General features: G+C 63.4%; 17 protein-coding genes and 1 tRNA gene. 13 read left to right on the top strand and 5 right to left on the bottom strand.

Annotated elements, in window-relative coordinates; all coding sequences use genetic code 11:
• Positions 1-16 precede the first annotated feature (16 nt).
• On the top strand, positions 17-1,120 hold the full coding sequence (locus PSOLE_RS10190; protein ID WP_074859395.1) for an enoyl-CoA hydratase/isomerase family protein: 1,104 nt from the start codon (positions 17-19) through the stop codon (positions 1,118-1,120).
• 27 nt (positions 1,121-1,147) lie between these two features.
• On the opposite strand, the gene PSOLE_RS10185 is transcribed toward PSOLE_RS10190, so the two are convergent.
• Positions 1,148-1,561 (bottom strand): MBL fold metallo-hydrolase, encoded by a 414-nt coding sequence (locus tag PSOLE_RS10185; RefSeq protein WP_244597257.1) that lies wholly within the window; start codon positions 1,559-1,561, stop codon positions 1,148-1,150.
• A complete protein-coding gene (locus PSOLE_RS24650) occupies positions 1,561-1,701 on the bottom strand; it encodes a hypothetical protein (protein WP_244597256.1) in 141 nt (46 codons plus the stop codon). Before PSOLE_RS24650 ends, PSOLE_RS10185 begins: the two co-directional genes overlap by 1 nt.
• Before the next feature lie 97 nt (positions 1,702-1,798).
• Here PSOLE_RS24650 and PSOLE_RS10180 point away from each other — a divergent pair, with 97 nt between their 5' ends.
• The gene (locus PSOLE_RS10180) at positions 1,799-2,524 is read left to right on the top strand and encodes a LysR family transcriptional regulator (RefSeq protein ID WP_074859393.1); all 726 of its coding nucleotides are present in this window, start codon (positions 1,799-1,801) and stop codon (positions 2,522-2,524) included.
• 8 nt (positions 2,525-2,532) lie between these two features.
• On the opposite strand, the gene PSOLE_RS10175 is transcribed toward PSOLE_RS10180, so the two are convergent.
• On the bottom strand, positions 2,533-2,955 hold the full coding sequence (locus PSOLE_RS10175) for a hypothetical protein (protein ID WP_074859390.1): 423 nt from the start codon (positions 2,953-2,955) through the stop codon (positions 2,533-2,535).
• A gap of 827 nt (positions 2,956-3,782) precedes the next feature.
• Between PSOLE_RS10175 and PSOLE_RS10170 the strand changes: the two genes are divergently transcribed.
• From PSOLE_RS10170 to PSOLE_RS10135, 8 genes are all read left to right on the top strand, one after another.
• The gene (locus PSOLE_RS10170) at positions 3,783-5,249 is read left to right on the top strand and encodes a sensor domain-containing diguanylate cyclase (protein ID WP_074859387.1); all 1,467 of its coding nucleotides are present in this window, start codon (positions 3,783-3,785) and stop codon (positions 5,247-5,249) included.
• On the top strand, positions 5,249-5,452 hold the full coding sequence (locus tag PSOLE_RS10165; protein WP_074859385.1) for a cysteine-rich CWC family protein: 204 nt from the start codon (positions 5,249-5,251) through the stop codon (positions 5,450-5,452). Before PSOLE_RS10170 ends, PSOLE_RS10165 begins: the two co-directional genes overlap by 1 nt.
• A gap of 3 nt (positions 5,453-5,455) precedes the next feature.
• A complete protein-coding gene (locus tag PSOLE_RS10160; protein ID WP_074859381.1) occupies positions 5,456-6,148 on the top strand; it encodes a pseudouridine synthase in 693 nt (230 codons plus the stop codon).
• A 394-nt stretch (positions 6,149-6,542) separates the two neighbouring features.
• Positions 6,543-7,430, top strand: coding sequence for an alpha/beta fold hydrolase (locus tag PSOLE_RS10155; protein ID WP_074859378.1), 888 nt, complete (start codon positions 6,543-6,545; stop codon positions 7,428-7,430).
• Between the two features lie 73 nt (positions 7,431-7,503).
• Positions 7,504-7,577, top strand: a tRNA-Gly gene (locus PSOLE_RS10150).
• Positions 7,578-7,967: 390 nt separating this feature from the next.
• Positions 7,968-9,611: a methyl-accepting chemotaxis protein gene (locus PSOLE_RS10145; protein ID WP_074859375.1), complete on the top strand. Its 1,644-nt coding sequence runs from the start codon at positions 7,968-7,970 to the stop codon at positions 9,609-9,611.
• A 202-nt stretch (positions 9,612-9,813) separates the two neighbouring features.
• Complete coding sequence (locus tag PSOLE_RS10140; RefSeq protein ID WP_074859372.1) at positions 9,814-10,476, top strand: DsbA family protein; 663 nt, start codon at positions 9,814-9,816, stop codon at positions 10,474-10,476.
• A gap of 113 nt (positions 10,477-10,589) precedes the next feature.
• The gene (locus PSOLE_RS10135; protein ID WP_074859369.1) at positions 10,590-11,288 is read left to right on the top strand and encodes an endonuclease; all 699 of its coding nucleotides are present in this window, start codon (positions 10,590-10,592) and stop codon (positions 11,286-11,288) included.
• 144 nt (positions 11,289-11,432) lie between these two features.
• Here the strand turns inward: PSOLE_RS10135 and PSOLE_RS10130 are convergent, their stop codons facing one another.
• Positions 11,433-11,630, bottom strand: coding sequence for a hypothetical protein (locus tag PSOLE_RS10130; RefSeq protein WP_039964449.1), 198 nt, complete (start codon positions 11,628-11,630; stop codon positions 11,433-11,435).
• A 73-nt stretch (positions 11,631-11,703) separates the two neighbouring features.
• Between PSOLE_RS10130 and PSOLE_RS10125 the strand changes: the two genes are divergently transcribed.
• Entirely contained in the window at positions 11,704-13,224 is a 1,521-nt protein-coding gene (locus tag PSOLE_RS10125; protein ID WP_074859366.1) for a sigma-54-dependent transcriptional regulator, read from the top strand.
• Between the two features lie 386 nt (positions 13,225-13,610).
• Here PSOLE_RS10125 and sodC read toward each other — a convergent pair whose 3' ends face one another.
• The gene (gene sodC, locus PSOLE_RS10120) at positions 13,611-14,162 is read right to left on the bottom strand and encodes a superoxide dismutase family protein (RefSeq protein WP_004423621.1); all 552 of its coding nucleotides are present in this window, start codon (positions 14,160-14,162) and stop codon (positions 13,611-13,613) included.
• A 331-nt stretch (positions 14,163-14,493) separates the two neighbouring features.
• Between sodC and gcvH the strand changes: the two genes are divergently transcribed.
• Together gcvH and gcvP are read left to right on the top strand one after the other, a co-directional pair.
• Positions 14,494-14,877 carry a glycine cleavage system protein GcvH gene (gene gcvH, locus PSOLE_RS10115; protein WP_074859363.1) on the top strand — a complete coding sequence of 128 codons (384 nt, stop codon included), beginning with the start codon at positions 14,494-14,496 and terminating at the stop codon, positions 14,875-14,877.
• A gap of 9 nt (positions 14,878-14,886) precedes the next feature.
• The gene (gene gcvP, locus PSOLE_RS10110) at positions 14,887-17,739 is read left to right on the top strand and encodes an aminomethyl-transferring glycine dehydrogenase (protein WP_074859360.1); all 2,853 of its coding nucleotides are present in this window, start codon (positions 14,887-14,889) and stop codon (positions 17,737-17,739) included.
• Positions 17,740-17,904 lie beyond the last annotated feature (165 nt).

Here is a 17,904-nt window from a genome sequence, read left to right as displayed (position 1 = left end):
ACCGGGACTCCACACGATGAACGTCACCTTCGAAGAACGCCCCAGCCCGCACGGCTACCGAATCGGCATCGCCACCCTAGATGCCGAGAAAAGCCTCAACGCATTGTCGTTGTCGATGATCAAAGCGCTCGACGACCGCCTCAAGGCCTGGGCAGATGATCCAGAGATCACCTGTGTCATGTTGCGCGGCAACGGCCCGAAAGCCTTCTGCGCCGGCGGCGACGTGGTGCAGCTCGTCCACCAGTGCCGTGAACACCCCGGCGAAGTGCCGCCCCTGGCGCGACGTTTTTTCGCCGACGAATACCGCCTCGACCACCGCATCCACACCTACCCAAAACCCTTCATCTGCTGGGCGCACGGTCACGTACTGGGCGGCGGCATGGGCCTGATGCAGGGTGCCGGGATCCGTATCGTCACTCCAAGCAGCCGCCTGGGCATGCCGGAGATCAACATCGGCCTGTACCCGGATGTCGGCGGTAGCTGGTTCCTGGCGCGCCTGCCAGGTCGCCTGGGGCTATTCCTCGGTCTGACCGCAGCCAGCATCAACGCCCGTGATGCGCTGGATCTGAATCTGGCCGACCGTTTCCTGCGCGACGACCAGCAGGACGCCCTGTTGACCGGCCTTGTGCAACTGAACTGGCGCGAAGAGCCCGACACCCAACTGCACAGCCTGCTGCGTGCGCTGGAGAACGAAGCCCACGGTGAACTACCGGCTGCACAGTGGCTGCCACGTCGCGAACGTATCGACGAGTTGCTCGACGTTGCCCACCTGCCGGCTGCCGTGCACGCGCTCAGCGCACTGCAAGCTGACAACGACGCCCTGCTCGCCCGCGCCGCCAAGACTCTGGCCCATGGCTGTCCGCTGACCGCACACCTGGTCTGGGAGCAGATCCGCCGCGCCCGCCACCTGTCGCTGGCCGAGGTATTTCGCATGGAGTACGCCATGAGCCTGAACTGCTGCCGCCACCCGGAATTTCCCGAGGGCGTACGCGCCCGCCTGATCGACAAGGACCAGGCGCCGAAGTGGTACTGGCCGGATGTGGCCGCGATCCCAGACGCAGTGGTCGAGGCGCACTTCGCGTCGGTCTGGGAAGGCGAACATCCGTTGTCAGATCTTTAGCGTACGGATCGGTGCGCACGGCGCACCCTAAGTGGTATCCAGGCGCTCGCCAAAGGTTACGGTCGGGGCAATGAAGGACGACAGCTCGGGCTTGGCCAACGGACCGATGCCAGCGTTCATGCCCTCCTGATCGCTGGCCGGTAGGAAGGAACCGAAACTGTAGGCCGAACGTACGCCGAGAATCGGCCCGACCAGCGCGCCCTGCGCCACCACGTTCTGCAGCAGGGTCTCGTGGGCGTAGATCTGTACCTCGCCGCGCTCCACCTGCTCGCGGCTGACGAACGCCTGCACGCCGTTGATGTGATCCGGGTGGAAGTGGGTGTAGACCACCGCCTTGACCGGCTTGTCGCTGAGCTTGCGGAACTCGGCCATGATCTTGCGCGATTCGCTGACCGACTCGCCGGTGTCGACGAAGATCAGCCCCTGCGGCCCCTCGAACATCACCACGTTGCCCAGTTGCCAGCCGACTGCCGACTGCCGACTGCCGAATAGATGTTGTCGGCGACACGATAGAGCTGCTGGGCGACCACCTTGGTGTGGGCAACCAGCAGCAGGCCGCTGAAGCGAGAGAATGGGCTCATGGCATTGAAAGGTCTTGTTGTTGGAATGCTGGCAGGTTGGCAAAGGCCGTCCGATAACTCCAATGCATTCGAATAGACCAGCTAATGCAGGAAGCGCATGAACGATCTATGCCAGCTCCGTCACTTCGCCGCCCTCGCCGAACACCAACATTTCGCCCGCGCGGTAGCGGCCGTGCACCTCAGCCAGCCGGCGCTGAGCCCCAGCATCCAGACGCTGGAAAGCCAGTTGGACTGCACCCTGGTGGATCGCCACAGCCGCGGCGTCAGCCTCACCGCCCATGGCCGCCTGGTGCTGGAACATGCGTGCCGCCTGCTGGACTCGGCCATCGAGCTGTTCGTCGCCGATATCCGTGAATTGCAGGACGCCGCTCAATTGCGCATCGAACCGCTGCGCGTGCATCAGGGTGTGCTGTTCTGCCGCCCGGCTCATCCATTGCTGCAGCGGCGCAACCTGCACCTGCGCGACCTGCTCGACTTCCCTCTCGCCGGCACACAGCTGCCACAGGTGGTCGAACGCAGCCTGGGGCAGGCCAGCGGGCGAGCGCAGCCGTTGAGCGTGCAATGCGACAACTTCCTGGTGCTCAAGCGCCTGGTAGCCGACAGCGATGTGCTGAGCATGGCGCCCTGGGACGTGATCGCCGGCGAAGTCGAGAGCGGTCAGCTAGCCCTGCTGCCGCTGTTGCCTCAGGGTCTGCATCAGCATTCGGCCTATGGCCTGGTCAGCCGCGCCGGCCACAGCCTGTCGCCAGCGGCGCAGGCCATGGTTACAGCGATTCGCCAGGTGGATGAACAGACGCCGCGCGCCGGGCACGCGGCGGATTGAGGGGAGACTTACCAGCGGCGCTCGCCGCTACGGCGTTGTTCGTTATTGCTGCGCCCGTTGGAGAAACGATGCTGCGTGTTGCTGCCTGCCTCCCAGCCGCGCTGAATCTGCCCGCTGCGATGCTCCTGACGACGCTGGTCGCGGCGATAGTCATGTCGCGGCTGCTGGTGCTTGTAGCCGTCGCGATACCGGTGATCGTGGCCGTAGTGATGACGCGGCGGCGGCGCCGGAACGTAGCGCGGGGGCGCCGGGTAGTAGGTATGCCGACGCTCCTCGTAGTAGTAGCGTGGCGGCGGGTTGTAATCGCGCCGATAGCCGTCGTAGTACCGGTAGCCATGGCCGTGGTGATAACCACGGTCGTAGCCTTCGCCATAAACGGCGCAACCGGAAAGCAGCAAGAGCAACGCGGAAAACAGCATCTTGTAGGGCATGGCGGCCTCCTGTGACCGCTGGGTCGACGCCGACCGATGTCGGCCTCCGGGACGGTGATCCCTGACGCATCAGACAGCGCGCCCGCAACAGGTGCGATTCACTTCGTCGGCTGTGACCGACGGCGCAAAACCACAAGAGCACAGGACAATTGTCCTGTCGCTGGCATGGCATTCGCTTGCTCAGCGCCGCGGAAAGCCGATCCATGCACAGGATCGTCAGTGGTAGCGAATCGTAATGGCCGACTAGGGTCTGTTGCTGTTTCGCGCACGGCCGCGACGGAGCCAGTTTTTGCGTGGGGCTAGGCGCGAGACGCGAAGTTTGGTCGCCCAAATGAGCCGTCGAGTAACGACGTACCACGCAAAAACTGGCCCGTCCCTTCGGGTTGCGCGGCAAATTGCGCCATGCGTCGTTGCGGGATTTGGCAAGGGAACGACCATTACCTGCATCCCGCGCCTCGCGTGGCGCAATTTGGCGCAGCAACGCGGCTCGCGTCGAAACGGCAACAGACCCTAGGTTCAGAGGCAGATTATTTCACTGGCAAAACGGGAGGAGTCCATATACGGATGCAATCCGGGAAAACCAGCCACCCGGTTAAATGTCGATACACCCAACCTGTGGGAGCGGCGCCCCGCCGCGAACCTGCCTGACGCGGGCGCGCAAAGCTTCGTCCCGGGGCTCCTACGCAAGGCTGCTTTGCTCGCCTTGCCGGATTGGCATACCCCCAACTTTCATCCGCCCCACATACAGCACCGATCATGATCACAACTGGCGCTATCCACTTCCGGCAAGCTAGCATCACGCCATTAGCCCGCTCCCGGATTCACCCATGTCCCTGCGCCCCAAACGGCACACGCAAACCTCGTTGGTCTTACTGCTCCTGTTCCTGCTTGGCAGCGGCTTTCTCACCACCTCGCTGCTGAGCTATTACGCCTCGCGCGACTCGATCCGTAACAGCATCATCAACACCGAACTGCCGCTGACCTCCGACACCGTCTATTCGGAAATCCAGAAGAACCTGGTGCGCCCCATCCTTATCTCCTCGATGATGGCCCGCGACACCTTCCTGCGTGACTGGGTGCTGGCCGGCGAACAGGACACCGGGCAGATGACCCGCTACCTGCGTGAAGTGCAGGAGCACTACGGCGCCTTCACCAGCTTCTTCGTCTCCGACAAGACCAGCACCTACTACCAGGCCAGGGGCGTGCTCAAGCAGGTCAAGCCGGAAGAGCCGCGCGATGTCTGGTACTACCGCGTACGCGGCCTCAAGGAGCCCTACGAGATCAACGTCGACGTCGACCTGGCCAACGCCGACCGCCTGACCATCTTCATCAACTACAAGCTGCTCGACTACGACGGCAGCTTCATCGGCGCCACTGGCGTCGGTCTGGCCGTCGATGCCGTGGTCAAGCTGATCGACGAATATCAGGCGCGCTATGAGCGCAGCGTCTACTTCGTCGACACCACCGGGCGCATCACCCTCACTGGCGCCCAAGGCGGACCAATGGGCGCCCAGGTCGGTGATTCGCTGACCGACGTGCCCGGCCTCGACGGCCTGATGGAAAAACTGCCCACGCCGCAAAGCGGTCAGTTCGAATACCAGGAACGGGGCCGCGAGCACTTCCTCAACGTGCGCTACATCCCCGAGCTGGAGTGGTATCTGTTCGTCGACAAGCAGGACAAGGCCCTGGCCGGCATCCGCCAGGGGCTCTACATCAACCTGCTGCTGTGCCTGCTGGTCACCGCCATCGTGCTGACCCTGGTGAGCCTGGCGATTCGGCGCTATCAGCAGCGCATCGCCGCCCTGGCCACCACCGACAGCCTCACCGACCTGCCCAACCGCCGTGGCTTCGACATCCTCGCCGAACAGGCGCTGCAGGAGGCGCAACGCGACAGCAGCCCGCTGTGCGCCGTGCTGCTGGATCTGGACAACTTCAAGCTGATCAACGACCAGCACGGTCATCTGGCCGGCGACCAGGTGCTGCACGACTTCGCCCAGCAACTGCGTGGCACGCTACGCCAGTCCGACATTCTCTGCCGCTGGGGTGGCGAGGAATTCATCCTGCTGCTGAAGAACACTGACCGCCAGGCTGCCCACGACCTGGCCGAGAAACTGCGCCAGCACTGCGCCGAACAGCGCCATGAAGTCGAAGGCCAGAGCCTGCAAGTCACCGTCAGCCTTGGCCTCAGCCAGTGGCACGCTGGCGAGAGCCTGCACACCCTGCTCGGCCGCACCGACCGCGCGCTGTACCGCGCCAAGCAGGCCGGGCGCGACCGCGTCTGCGTCGACAACTGATGGACACGCAACACTGCCCGCTATGCGGCAAGAGCAACCAGTGCAGCGTCGCCGCCGGGCGTGACGAACCCTGCTGGTGCTTCGACGCGCAGATCGACCCTGCCGCGCTGGAGCGCCTGACACCCGAGCAACGTGACCAGGCCTGCCTGTGCCCAACCTGCGCTGGTACGCTGAAAGCCACTGAGCCCCGCGAGCGCGATTGAGCCATGCGCCTGGATCGCTTCCTCAGCAACTTCCCCCGCTTCAGCCGCCAGGACAGCCGCCTGCTGATCAGTGCTGGGCGGCTGCGTGTGGACGGTGCGGTGGTTCACGACCCGCGCCATGAGGTGCGCGACTTCCAACGCGTGGAGCTGGACGACGAGCTGCTGCAAGCCGGACGCAGCGCGCGCTACTGGATGCTGCACAAACCGGTCGGCGTGGTCAGTGCCACCGAGCACGACGAACACCGCACCGTCCTCGATCTGCTCGACGAACCGGACAAGCACGACCTGCACCTGGCCGGCCGCCTCGACCTGAACACCAGCGGCCTGCTGCTGATCACCAACGACGGGCGCTGGTCGCGGCGCATCACCCAGCCGCAGCAGCGCAAGCCCAAGGTCTACCACGTCACCACCGAACAGCCGATTACCGCCGAGTACGCCGAGGTCTTCGCCCAAGGCCTGTACTTCGCCTTTGAAGACCTCACCACCCTGCCCGCCCAGCTCGAGGTACTGAGCAGCCACCAAGCCCGGCTGACCCTGTTCGAGGGCCGCTACCATCAGGTCAAGCGCATGTTCGGCCACTTCCGCAACCGCGTCGTCGCCCTGCACCGCGAACGCATGGGCGAAATCGTTCTCGACCCGCAGCTCGCCCCCGGCCAATACCGCGCACTGACGGATGCAGAAATCGCCAGCGTTTGATCGCCATCCTGCGCCTGAACCTGACTACCCGACCAACGGCAGCGCCAATCGGCTACAAAGATGTGACTTACCCTTGCACAGCTGCAAGCTAGCTGCTTGAATCGAACCATAAGTCTTCAGGTGACCATACGGTCACAGAAAGACAGCGAAGTGTTTTTTACAGTTGCTGGCGCCCTGCGCCGACTGGATTCCTGCCTGGTAACACCGCCCTCTCCATGGCCCTTAAAAAGCCTGGAGCGCTCGCCTGTTTCGACCCTAACTGCTTGAAATTCCTATACTTATAAAAATCTCCAGCCTGACATCATGCTGTCACGCTCAGGCGCTTTTCTAACTGCTCAATCCAGCGCGAACGGTCGCCCGCTCGCCACGCTCACTTGCGCCAGGAGGAAACGACATGAGGCCAGAAACCGCAGTCGTCGAGATCAACAGGAAGCACAAGGTACACACGGAGTTCTACGGCAACCCGGCAGCAAGCAAGACCATCATCCTGGTCAATGGCTCTCTGGCGACCACCGCCTCGTTCACGCAAACGGTCAAATACCTGCAGCCGCAGTTCAACGTAGTGGCCTTCGACCTGCCCTATGCCGGCCAGTCGAAACCGTACAACAGCGACTTCACGCCCATCAGCAAGGAAGATGAAGCGGCGATCCTGCTGCACCTGATCGACCTCTACGGTGCCAACTACCTGATGTCCTTCTCCTGGGGCGGTGTCGCCTCCATGCTCGCCCTGGCCCAACGCCCGGCGACGCTGGAGAAGGCCGCCATCTGCTCCTTCTCGCCGATCCTCAACGTGCCGATGCTCGACTACCTGCACAAGGGCCTGCGCTTCTTGAACGCGGTGGATCGCGACAACGTCGCCCTGCTGGTCAACAGCACCATCGGCAAGCACCTGCCGTCGCTGTTCAAGCGCTTCAACCACAAACACATCAGCACCCTGGATGAGCACGAATATCGGCAGATGTACGCGCACATCAAGCAGGTGCTGAGCATGGAAGCGAACTGCGGCAAGGAATGCCTGCAGGCCATCGACATCCCACTGATATTCGTCAACGGCGACCGTGACGAATACACCTCGGTGGAAGACGCCTGCCTGTTCGCCCAGCACATCGACCACGCCCAGTTCGCCGTGATCGACGATGCCGGCCACTTCCTCGACATGGAACACAAGGCCGCCTGGCTGCAGAGCCAACGCGTACTGCTGGACTTCTTCAACGCCCCCAGCAAACGCCTGCAACTGCCAGTCAAAGGCGACCTGCGCGACCTCCAGGCGATGGCGGTATGAGAGGCACCGAGCGCGGAGCGGATGTGCTTTGCGCTTCATTTCCGCCGCAGGTTCCGGTATAAAGGCACCCGCTGCGGGTGTCGTATAATGGTAATACCCTAGCTTCCCAAGCTAGAGCCGTGGGTTCGATTCCCATCACCCGCTCCAGACAGCCAAGCAAAAGCCCCGTCATCACTGACGGGGCTTTTGCTTCTCTGGTGCTTAAACGGCTTTGATCACCCCAGCTCCCTGGCCTGTAATCGCTCCACTCGGCGACCATCCTGTACAAGATTCCGACGTTCCTTTTACAACGCTCAGCCCCCGCAAGCACGTCATTCATCACCAGGCACGCTCCTCGCCAGGCCTCTAATCTGATCCATATCTAGCCAAGAATCCCGGCCTAGAGCGGCAAATTGCCATCAATTAGCTTCATCAAGCTTGCCCATTGAAAAGCCCTAATAGCTATACAAACAGAAAATCATGTACAAGGCTGCAGCAGATCGGGTGTGTGAATCGCGCAAGCCGCGCGGCGTTGTCTGCATCTTGAGGAGTAACCGCATGAATTCCCCCATGAGTATTGCTCAGCGTCTGAGCCTGGGCTTTGGCCTGGTGCTGTCGCTGATGATTCTGATCACGCTCATCGGTGTGCAGCGCGTCGGTTTCATCGACGAGACGCTGACCGCCGTCAGAGATGGCGCCGCGCTGAAGCAGCGCTACGCGATCAACTTTCGCGGCAGCGTGCATGATCGCGCCATCGCCATTCGCGATGCGGTACTGGATGGTGATGGGGCGGCGTTGGCCGGGCACCTGGGCGAGATCCAGCGTCTTGATCGCTTCTATCAGGAATCGGCGCAGGCCATGGAAACGCTGCTGGCGAAACAGGCGCCCACGGCAGCGGAACAGCGCCTGCTGGAGAACATCAAGACCATCGAGCGCAGCACGCTGGCGCTGACCGAGCAGTTGATCAGCCTGCGCCGTGACGGCAATCAGGCGGCGCTACCCTTGTTGCTGGAACGTGTGTCTCCGGCGTACAGCGAGTGGCTCAAGCACATCAATGCCTTTATCGATCACCAGGAAGAGGTGATCAGCCAGGATCTGGGCCAGGTGCGCGAAGTGGCCGGTGGCTTCCGTTTGCTGATTCTGCTGGTCACGGGCGCCGCCTTGCTGCTGAGCGTGGGCATCAGCCTGGTGATCATCAACAAGCTGAAATCGACCCTGGGCGCCGAGCCGCACAGGGTTGCGCAGGTGATCCAGCAATTGGCCAAGGGCGAGCTCGATCAGCAGATCGAAACGCAGTATCCGAATAGCGTAATGGCGGACCTGCAGAACATGGTGCGCCACCTGAGCGACACCATCGCGCAGGTACGCAGCGCGGCAACGGAGTTGACTCACTCGTCGGATCAGCTGATGGCCACGTCCGATAGCAACAACCAGCAGATTCGCCTGCAATCAAGCGAGGCCGAGCAAATGGCCACGGCGATCAACCAGATGGCCGCCACGGTCAGCGAGGTGGCCAACTATGCCGCCAGCGCAGCCGCCGCCACACGCAATGCCGGCGGCGAGGTGACCATTGGCAATCGTGTGGTGAACGAGACGGCAGCCGCCATCCAGACCCTGGCGCGCACTCTGGAGAGTGCAACGCAAAGCGTGCAGCAGGTGTCCACCGACAGCGAGAGCATCGAAAAGATCATCGAGGTGATCACCTCCATCGCCGAGCAGACCAACCTGCTGGCGCTCAATGCGGCTATCGAGGCTGCCCGCGCCGGTGAGCACGGCCGTGGCTTCGCCGTGGTGGCGGACGAGGTGCGCTCCCTGGCGACCCGTACTCAGGACTCAACACGGGAAATTCGCGGCATGATCGCCAAGCTCCAGGAGGGCGCCAGCAAGGCTGCAGAGGTGATGCTCGAGAGCCGCGAGTTGGCGCAGAAGACCGTCGAGCAAACGCTGCTGGCCGAGCAGGCGCTGAGCAAGATCAGCGATGAGGTGACCGCGATCAATGACATGAACACGCAGATCGCCAGCGCCTCGGAACAGCAAAGCGCGGTCGCCGAGGAGGTCAACCAGAACATCAGCCGCATCCACAACGCGACTCTGGAAACCTCGGCCGGTTCGGAGCAGGTGGCGGCCTCCAGCCAGGAGCTGGCCACCCTGGCGAACCGCCTGACCGACAAGGTGAGCTTCTTCAAGGTACGCGCTGCCTGATGACACGGGCCGTTCAGGCGACTGCAGCGATCCGCGTGCAGCCTGCCTGACGAGCGGAAGCCGAGCAGGGCGAGGAAGATCAGCGCTTGCCGAGGTTCGGTTAGCCACTGACCTGCGCGATTTGCGCAACAAAGCTGCGCCTGTCACGCGGTATATCCACGCATGACGCAACGCTAGACTGGGCGCACAGGAGAACTCGCCCATGACCACGCACAACCTCGAACTGCAGTATTTCTTCGACCCGCTCTGCGGCTGGTGCTATACCAGCGCACCCGCCCTGACGGCACTGGCCGAACGCCATGGCGCGGCGCTACAGATGATGCCCATCGGGCTGTTCATGCAGCCGCGCCCTATTGCGGGTATTGCTGATTTTGCCTGGCAGAACGACCAGCGCATCGCCGCGCTCACCGGCCAGCGCTTCACAGAAAGCTACCGTACCCAGGTGCTGCAGGCCGCCGATGGGGTGTTCGATTCGACGCCGCTGACACGGGCACTGACGGCGCTGGCTGAACAGCATGCGGCCCTGGAACCACGGCTGCTGCACGCCGCCCAGCTCGCCCGCTACATCGATGGGGTGGACACCAGCCACGTTGAAGCGGTCGCGCGGATCGCCGTGGAGATCGCAGGCGAAGCCAACATCAGCCTGAACGCCGCCGAGTTTGCCGCGCGCCTGCGAAACGACCATACCCTCGCCGAAACCACGGAGCGCCGCGTAGCCCTGGCCCAGCAGGCCATGCAGGCGCTGCCATCCGGTGGCGTGCCGCAATTACTGGTGAAGTCCGCTGGTAAGACGCTGGTGATTGCCGGACAGCCGTTGTATGACGGCCCGCAGCAACTACTCGCGCAGATAGCCTCGCTGGGCTGAGCCAGGGCGCGGCAAGAGGCCATTATCAAAGGCCTGTTTCCATCATATAAGCCACTGAAAAACATAAAGTTTTAACTTCACAAGGCAATCCGTGACGGCTACTCTGCCGCCCCATGATTCGACGCTTATTGCCCCTGCTCTGCTGTTTCACAACGCTTTCCCTGCACGCTGCACCCGCCACTTTCGCCGAGGCCAAGCGCCTGGCGTGGCCGCTGTATGCCCAGCAAGCCACCGAGTTCTACTGCGGCTGCAAGTACAGCGGCAATCGGGTCGATCTGCGTTCCTGTGGTTACACGCCGCGCAAGAACGCCAATCGCGCCCAGCGCATCGAGTGGGAACATATCGTCCCGGCCTGGGTGATCGGCCATCAGCGCCAGTGCTGGCAGAAAGGCGGGCGCAAGAACTGCGCAGCCAACGATGCGCAATTTCGCAAGGCCGAGGCTGACCTGCACAACCTGGTACCGAGTATTGGTGAGGTGAACGGCGACCGCAGCAACTACAGCTTCGCCTGGCTGCCACAGAAGCCGCATCAGTATGGTCAGTGCCAGACGGTGGTGGATTTCAAGGCACGCAAGGTGATGCCACGCACCGCCATTCGCGGGATGATCGCGCGCACCTACTTTTATATGGCCGACCGCTACAAACTGCGCCTGTCGAAACAGGATCGCCAGTTGTTCGAGGCCTGGAGCAAGACCTACCCGGCCGAACCCTGGGAGCGCCAGCGTAACCAGCAGGTGGCCTGCGTGATGGGCTGGGGCAACCCCTATGTGGGCAAAGTGGATATGAGCCGCTGTATGCGCAAGCGCGCGTAGGTCGTAGTTCGGCAGAACGGGTCGAAAGTGCCTCAGGCTCCTGTAGGAGCCCCGCCCCGGGGCGAAGCGCTTGAGTTCTCTGTCGCCTGAATGATCGCATTCGCTGCGGGGCGCAGCTCCTACAGTGGGTATGCGGCTCGCCGTTCACGCCAGGCGCTGCAACTCGCGGCGCACCATGTTGGCGAACTCCGGCGGGCTGAGCAGGTACAGCTCCTGCGCTACCCAGGGCAGCCAGCGCCCCTGTAACTCGGCCTTGCGCGCCAGCAGGCGCTGGGCCTCGGCTTCGGCACGGACCTGGTGCTCACGGTGGTAGTCGGCACGGCTCGGTTTTTCTGTGCTCACGGTACTGCCCTTTTCCTCATATCGGGCAGAGCAGGCATAATTGCCGCCTGTTCGCCCATTTCGACCGTCATCAATGCGCATCCACGTCAGTTTCATCGACCGCGTCGGCATCACCCAGGAAGTCCTGGCGCTGCTTGGCGGGCGTAATCTGAACCTCGATGCGGTGGAGATGGTACCGCCAAACGTCTACATCGACGCACCCACCTTGAGCGCCGCCGTGCTCGAGGAACTGCGCGGCGCGTTGCTGCAGGTGCACGGTGTGCAGAGCGTCGAGGTGGTGGACATTCTGCCCGGCCAGCGCCGCCGCCTGCAGCTCGATGCGCTGCTCGCGGCCATGCCCGACCCGGTGCTGGCGGTGGACGACCGCGCCACCGTGCTGCTGGCCAACCCGGCGCTGGTGGACATGTGCAGCCGCCCGCCCGAAGGCCTGAGCATCGCCGCGCTGTTCGCCGATGACGCGTTGCAGCAATCGCTGCTTGCCGCCGGCTTTCATCAGCCGCTGCGCGAGGTGCATTTCGCCGGTCAGCCGCTGCTGCTCGATGCCCAACCGATCACCGAAGACGGTCGCCTGACCGGCGGCCTGCTGACTCTCTATGCCCCGAGCCGCATGGGTCAGCGACTGGCCGCGTTGCATCATGATCACGCCGAGGGCTTCGACTCGCTGCTTGGCGAGTCGGCACCGATTCGTGCGCTCAAGGCCCGCGCCCTGCGTGTGGCGTCGCTCGATGCGCCGCTGCTGATCCACGGCGAAACCGGTACCGGCAAGGAGCTGGTGGCGCGCGCCTGCCATACCGTCAGCGTGCGTCGCACCGCGCCTTTCCTGGCGCTTAACTGCGCCGCCCTGCCAGAGAACCTGGCTGAGAGCGAGCTGTTCGGCTACGCCCCTGGCGCCTTCACCGGCGCCCAACGTGGCGGCAAGCCAGGGCTGCTGGAGCTGGCCAACCAGGGCACGGTGTTTCTCGACGAGATCGGCGAGATGTCGCCCTATCTGCAGGCCAAGCTGCTGCGCTTTCTCAGCGATGGCAGCTTCCGCCGCGTCGGTGGCGACCGTGAAGTGAAGGTGGACGTGCGCATCCTCAGCGCCACTCACCGTGACCTGGAAAAGATGGTCTCCGAAGGCAGCTTTCGTGAAGACCTGTTCTACCGCCTCAACGTCCTCAACCTGGAAGTGCCGCCGCTGCGCGAGCGCGGCCAGGACATCCTGTTGCTGGCCCAGCATTTCATGGCCCAGGCCTGCGCGCAGATCCAGCGCCTGCCCTGCCGCCTGGCGCCGGCTACCTTCCCGGCGCTATTGGCCGGGCGCTGGCCGGGCAACGTGCGTCAGTTGCAGAACGTGATCTTCCGCGCGGCTGCCATCTGCGACAGCAACTGGGTGGAGATGGACGACCTGGATATCGCCGGCACCGAAGTGGCGCCGAGGGTGGAAGGGGCAGTCGCCAGCCTGGAACAGGCCATGGACGAATACGAGAAGGCGCTGCTGGAAAAGCTCTACGACAGCCACCCTTCCAGCCGTCAACTGGCCGCGCGCCTGGGCACCTCGCACACCGCCATCGCCAAACGCCTGCGCAAGTACGGGATACCGGGCAAGCACTGACGCACTCGCTCCGTGGGTTAGGTGCCTGTCACCTATCCTGATGAACCCGCACGGTCCGTTGCGCCGTAACCCACCATTGGCACAACGCAGGACTATCGCCAGGTGGGTTACGCGGCGCACCACGTCCGCAGTGTCTGAGAGCTCACCTATTGGCGCCGCTAACCCACCCTACGGTTCTGACTGCGCGCCTGGACACCTTCGCCCCCCCTTGTAGGGTGGGTTAGGCGCTTGTCTTGAATACGGACAACCCCGCAGGTTCAGATGCGCCGTAACCCACCATCGGCGCAACGCGGAATATCGCCGGTGGGTTACGCGGCGCACCACGACCGCGCTGCCAGATCGCTCATCGATCAGCGCCGCTAACCCACCCGGCTCTCGGCATTGAGTCAAATCGGCGTGGTGCTGGTCGGTACCTTGATCACCCCGCAGGCTACACGCGCCCCACCACCGCCCAGCGGCTGCGGATGATCGGCGTGGTTGTCGCCGCCAGCGTGAATCATCAGCGAGCGGTTATGCAGGTCTTCCAGACGCTTTAGTCGCGGTGCCAGCACCGGCTGGCTGGCGCTGCCATCCTCGGTGACGAGCAACGCCGGCAGGTCGCCGAGATGGGCATCGTCTTCCCAGGGGAAACCGTGGCGGCCAGCGTTCTGCGGGTCCCAATGGCCGCCTGCTGCGCCGGCCGGTGTCAGCTTGCCGTCCACTTCGGCTGCATTGCAGTTGGCTTCGGTGTGTACGTGAAAACCATGCGCGCCCGGCTCCAGACCCTGAAGATCGGGAGTAAACACCAGTCCATAGGGCGACTGGCTGATGGTCACGGTGCCGACAGGCGCGCCTGTGCCGTTTTCGGTGGCCTGTTCGAGGGTCACGGTGACCGTCTCGCTAGCCTGCAGGCTGGTGGCGCCGAGCAGTGCGAATGCCAGGGGGATCAGGGGTCTCATGGTTGATCTATCTCCTTGTTTATAAAGCCTCCCAGTTACCGACCCCAATGCCCTTGAGCGGTTCCAGCCAGATGACGTATCGATATCATTACACCGTAACGATTAAGCAACAATCGAGCGAAAGCCGCTCCGCGCCTGGTGCGACTTCGACTTTTCCATTTACGACGCACGATTTCGTAACGATAACGTTCCAGGTTACTACTAGAGAATACCCAGAATATATTTAAGTTATTGATTTTATTAACATTTTTATCATTGGCACTCACATTGCAATCACCTTTCCACCTGCCCGCCACCTAGAAGCGGACACCTTTACCTCTGAGGATTTGACATGAGCGAGTTGCGTTTCACCGCCGATCACGAATGGCTGCGTCTGGACAACGATGGTCTGGTTACCGTCGGCATCACCCATTACGCCCAGGACGCGCTCGGCGACGTGGTGTATGTGCAACTGCCGGAAGCCAAGTCCTACGCCCAGGGCGAGGAAGTGGCCGTGCTGGAGTCGGTGAAGGCCGCCAGTAACATCGCCATGCCGCTGGACGGCGAGATCGTCGAGGTCAACGCTGACCTGGAAGGCAGCCCGGAGCTGGTCAACGAATCACCGCAGGACAAGGCCTGGTTCTTCCGTATGCGCCTGGCCGACAACGCCGTACTGGCCGATCTGCTGGACAAGGCCGGCTATGATCGTCTGTTGAACGCCAACGCCGACGCCTGAGTGACCGCCATGACCAAGCTCGATACCCAGAACGAATTCATCGCCCGCCACATCGGCCCGCGCGATGCCGACACCGCAGTCATGCTGCAACTGCTCGGCTATGACTCGGTGGACGCGCTGACCAATGCGGTGATCCCCGAGTCCATCAAGGGCACCAGCATCCTCGGCGAGCAGCCGGGCCTGTCGGAAGCCGACGCCCTGGCCAAGATCAAGGCCATCGCCGCGAAGAACCAGCAGTTCAAGAACTACATCGGCCAGGGTTACTACGGCACTCACACGCCGAGCCCGATCCTGCGCAACCTGCTGGAAAACCCGGCCTGGTACACCGCCTACACCCCGTACCAGCCGGAGATTTCCCAGGGCCGCCTGGAAGCGCTGCTGAACTTCCAGACCCTGATCAGCGACCTTACCGGCATGCAGATCGCCAACGCATCGCTGCTGGATGAAGCCACTGCTGCTGCCGAGGCCATGACCTTCTGCAAGCGTCTGTCGAAGAACAAGGCTGCCAACACCTTCTTCGTTTCCCAGCACTGCCACCCGCAGACCCTCGACGTGCTGCGCACCCGTGCCGAGCCGCTGGGCATCGACATCGAAGTCGGTGACGAAGCCGCCATCACTGACGCCAGCGCCTACTTCGGCGCGCTGCTGCAGTACCCGGCAAGCAACGGCGACATCTTCGACTACCGCGCCCTGGTCGAGCGTTTCCATGCCGCCAACGCCTTGGTCGCCGTAGCTGCCGACCTGCTGGCTCTGACCCTGCTCACCCCGCCGGGCGAGTTCGGCGCCGACGTCGCCCTGGGCAGCGCCCAGCGCTTTGGTGTACCGCTGGGCTTCGGTGGCCCGCATGCTGCCTACTTCGCCACCCGCAACGCGTTCAAGCGCGATATGCCGGGCCGCCTGGTCGGCATGTCGGTCGACCGTTTCGGCAAGCCGGCCCTGCGCCTGGCCATGCAGACCCGCGAGCAGCACATCCGCCGCGAGAAGGCCACCAGTAACATCTGTACCGCCCAGGTGCTGCTGGCCAACATCGCCAGCATGTACGCCGTGTACCACGGCCCGAAAGGCCTGACCGCCATCGCCCAGCGCGTGCACAGTTTCACCGCCATCCTCGCCCTGGGCCTGACCAAGCTGGGCCACAGCGTCGAGCAGCAGCACTTCTTCGACACTCTGAGCATCAAGACCGGCGCCAAGACCGCCGAGCTGCATGCCAAGGCCCGTGCTGCCGGCATCAACCTGCGCGAGATCGACGCCGAGCGTCTGGGTCTGTCGCTGGACGAAACTACCGACGAAGCGGCTGTAACAGCCCTGCTGAACCTGTTCGCCGGCGAGCAGGCCACCCCTGCCGTCAGCGAACTCGCTGCACAGATCGCCAGCCGCCTGCCACAAGGCCTGCTGCGCCAGTCGGCGATCCTGCAGCACGAAGTGTTCAACCGCTACCACAGCGAAACCGAGCTGATGCGCTACCTGCGCAAGCTGGCCGACAAGGATCTGGCGCTAGATCGCAGCATGATCCCGCTGGGCTCCTGCACCATGAAGCTCAACGCCGCCAGCGAGATGATCCCGGTGACCTGGCCGGAGTTCGGCAATCTGCACCCATTCGCTCCGGTCGAGCAGGCCGCGGGTTACACCCAGCTGACCACTGAACTGGAAGCCATGCTCTGCGCCGCCACCGGCTACGACGCCGTGTCGCTGCAGCCCAACGCCGGTTCCCAGGGCGAGTACGCAGGTCTCTTGGCCATCCGCGCCTATCACCTGAGCCGTGGCGACGATCAGCGCGACATCTGCCTGATCCCGCAATCGGCCCACGGCACCAACCCGGCAACCGCCTCCATGGCCGGTATGCGCGTGGTGGTGACCGCCTGTGACGCACGCGGCAACGTCGACATCGCTGATCTGAAGGCCAAGGCCGAAGAGCACAAGGATCGTCTGGCTGCGATCATGATCACCTACCCGTCCACCCACGGTGTGTTCGAGGAAGGTATCCGCGAGATCTGCCAGATCATCCACGACAACGGCGGCCAGGTTTACATCGACGGCGCCAACATGAACGCCATGGTCGGCCTTTGCGCGCCGGGTCAGTTCGGCGGCGACGTGTCGCACCTGAACCTGCACAAGACCTTCTGCATCCCGCACGGTGGTGGCGGCCCGGGCGTCGGCCCGATTGGCGTCAAGTCGCACCTGGCGCCGTTCCTGCCGGGCCATGCGCACATGGCACGCAAGGAAGGTGCCGTCAGCGCCGCGCCGTTCGGCAGCGCCAGCATCCTGCCGATCACCTGGATGTACATCACCATGATGGGCGGCAATGGCCTCAAGCGTGCGTCGCAGATGGCCATCCTCAACGCCAACTACATCGCCCGTCGCCTGGAAGAGCACTACCCGGTGCTGTACTCCGGTGAAGGCGGCCTGGTGGCGCACGAATGCATCCTCGACATCCGTCCGCTCAAGGACAGCAGCGGCATCAGCGTCGACGACGTGGCCAAGCGCCTGATCGACTTCGGCTTCCACGCCCCGACCATGTCCTTCCCGGTTGCCGGCACCCTGATGATCGAGCCGACCGAGAGCGAGTCCAAGGAAGAGCTGGATCGCTTCTGCGACGCCATGATCGCCATCCGCGAAGAAATTCGCGCGGTCGAGCAGGGCCGTCTGGATAAAGACGACAACCCGCTGAAGAACGCCCCGCACACTGCCTTGGAACTAGTCGGCGACTGGCACCACGCCTACAGCCGCGAGCAGGCCGTGTACCCGCTGGCGACCCTGATCGAGGCCAAGTACTGGCCGCCGGTCGGCCGCGTGGACAACGTCTACGGCGACCGCAACCTGGTCTGCGCCTGCCCGTCCATCGAGGCGTATCAGGACGCGTAAGCACGGTGAAATATTGTAGGAGCCAGCTTGCTGGCGATCACGGCAACCGCCATCGCCGGCAAGGACTGGGCGCCCCCCGGCTCCTACATAACCTCGTGCCCCGGTTTGCATCCGGGCTACATCCACCCCGATTCCTTTCGGCTCCCCTCACCGGGGCGGGCCGAC

The sequence above is a fragment of the Pseudomonas oleovorans subsp. oleovorans genome, assembly GCF_002197815.1.
Lineage (GTDB): Bacteria > Pseudomonadota > Gammaproteobacteria > Pseudomonadales > Pseudomonadaceae > Aquipseudomonas > Aquipseudomonas oleovorans.
Note: the sequence above shows the minus strand (reverse complement) of the source record. Positions and strands in the feature narration are given on the sequence as shown.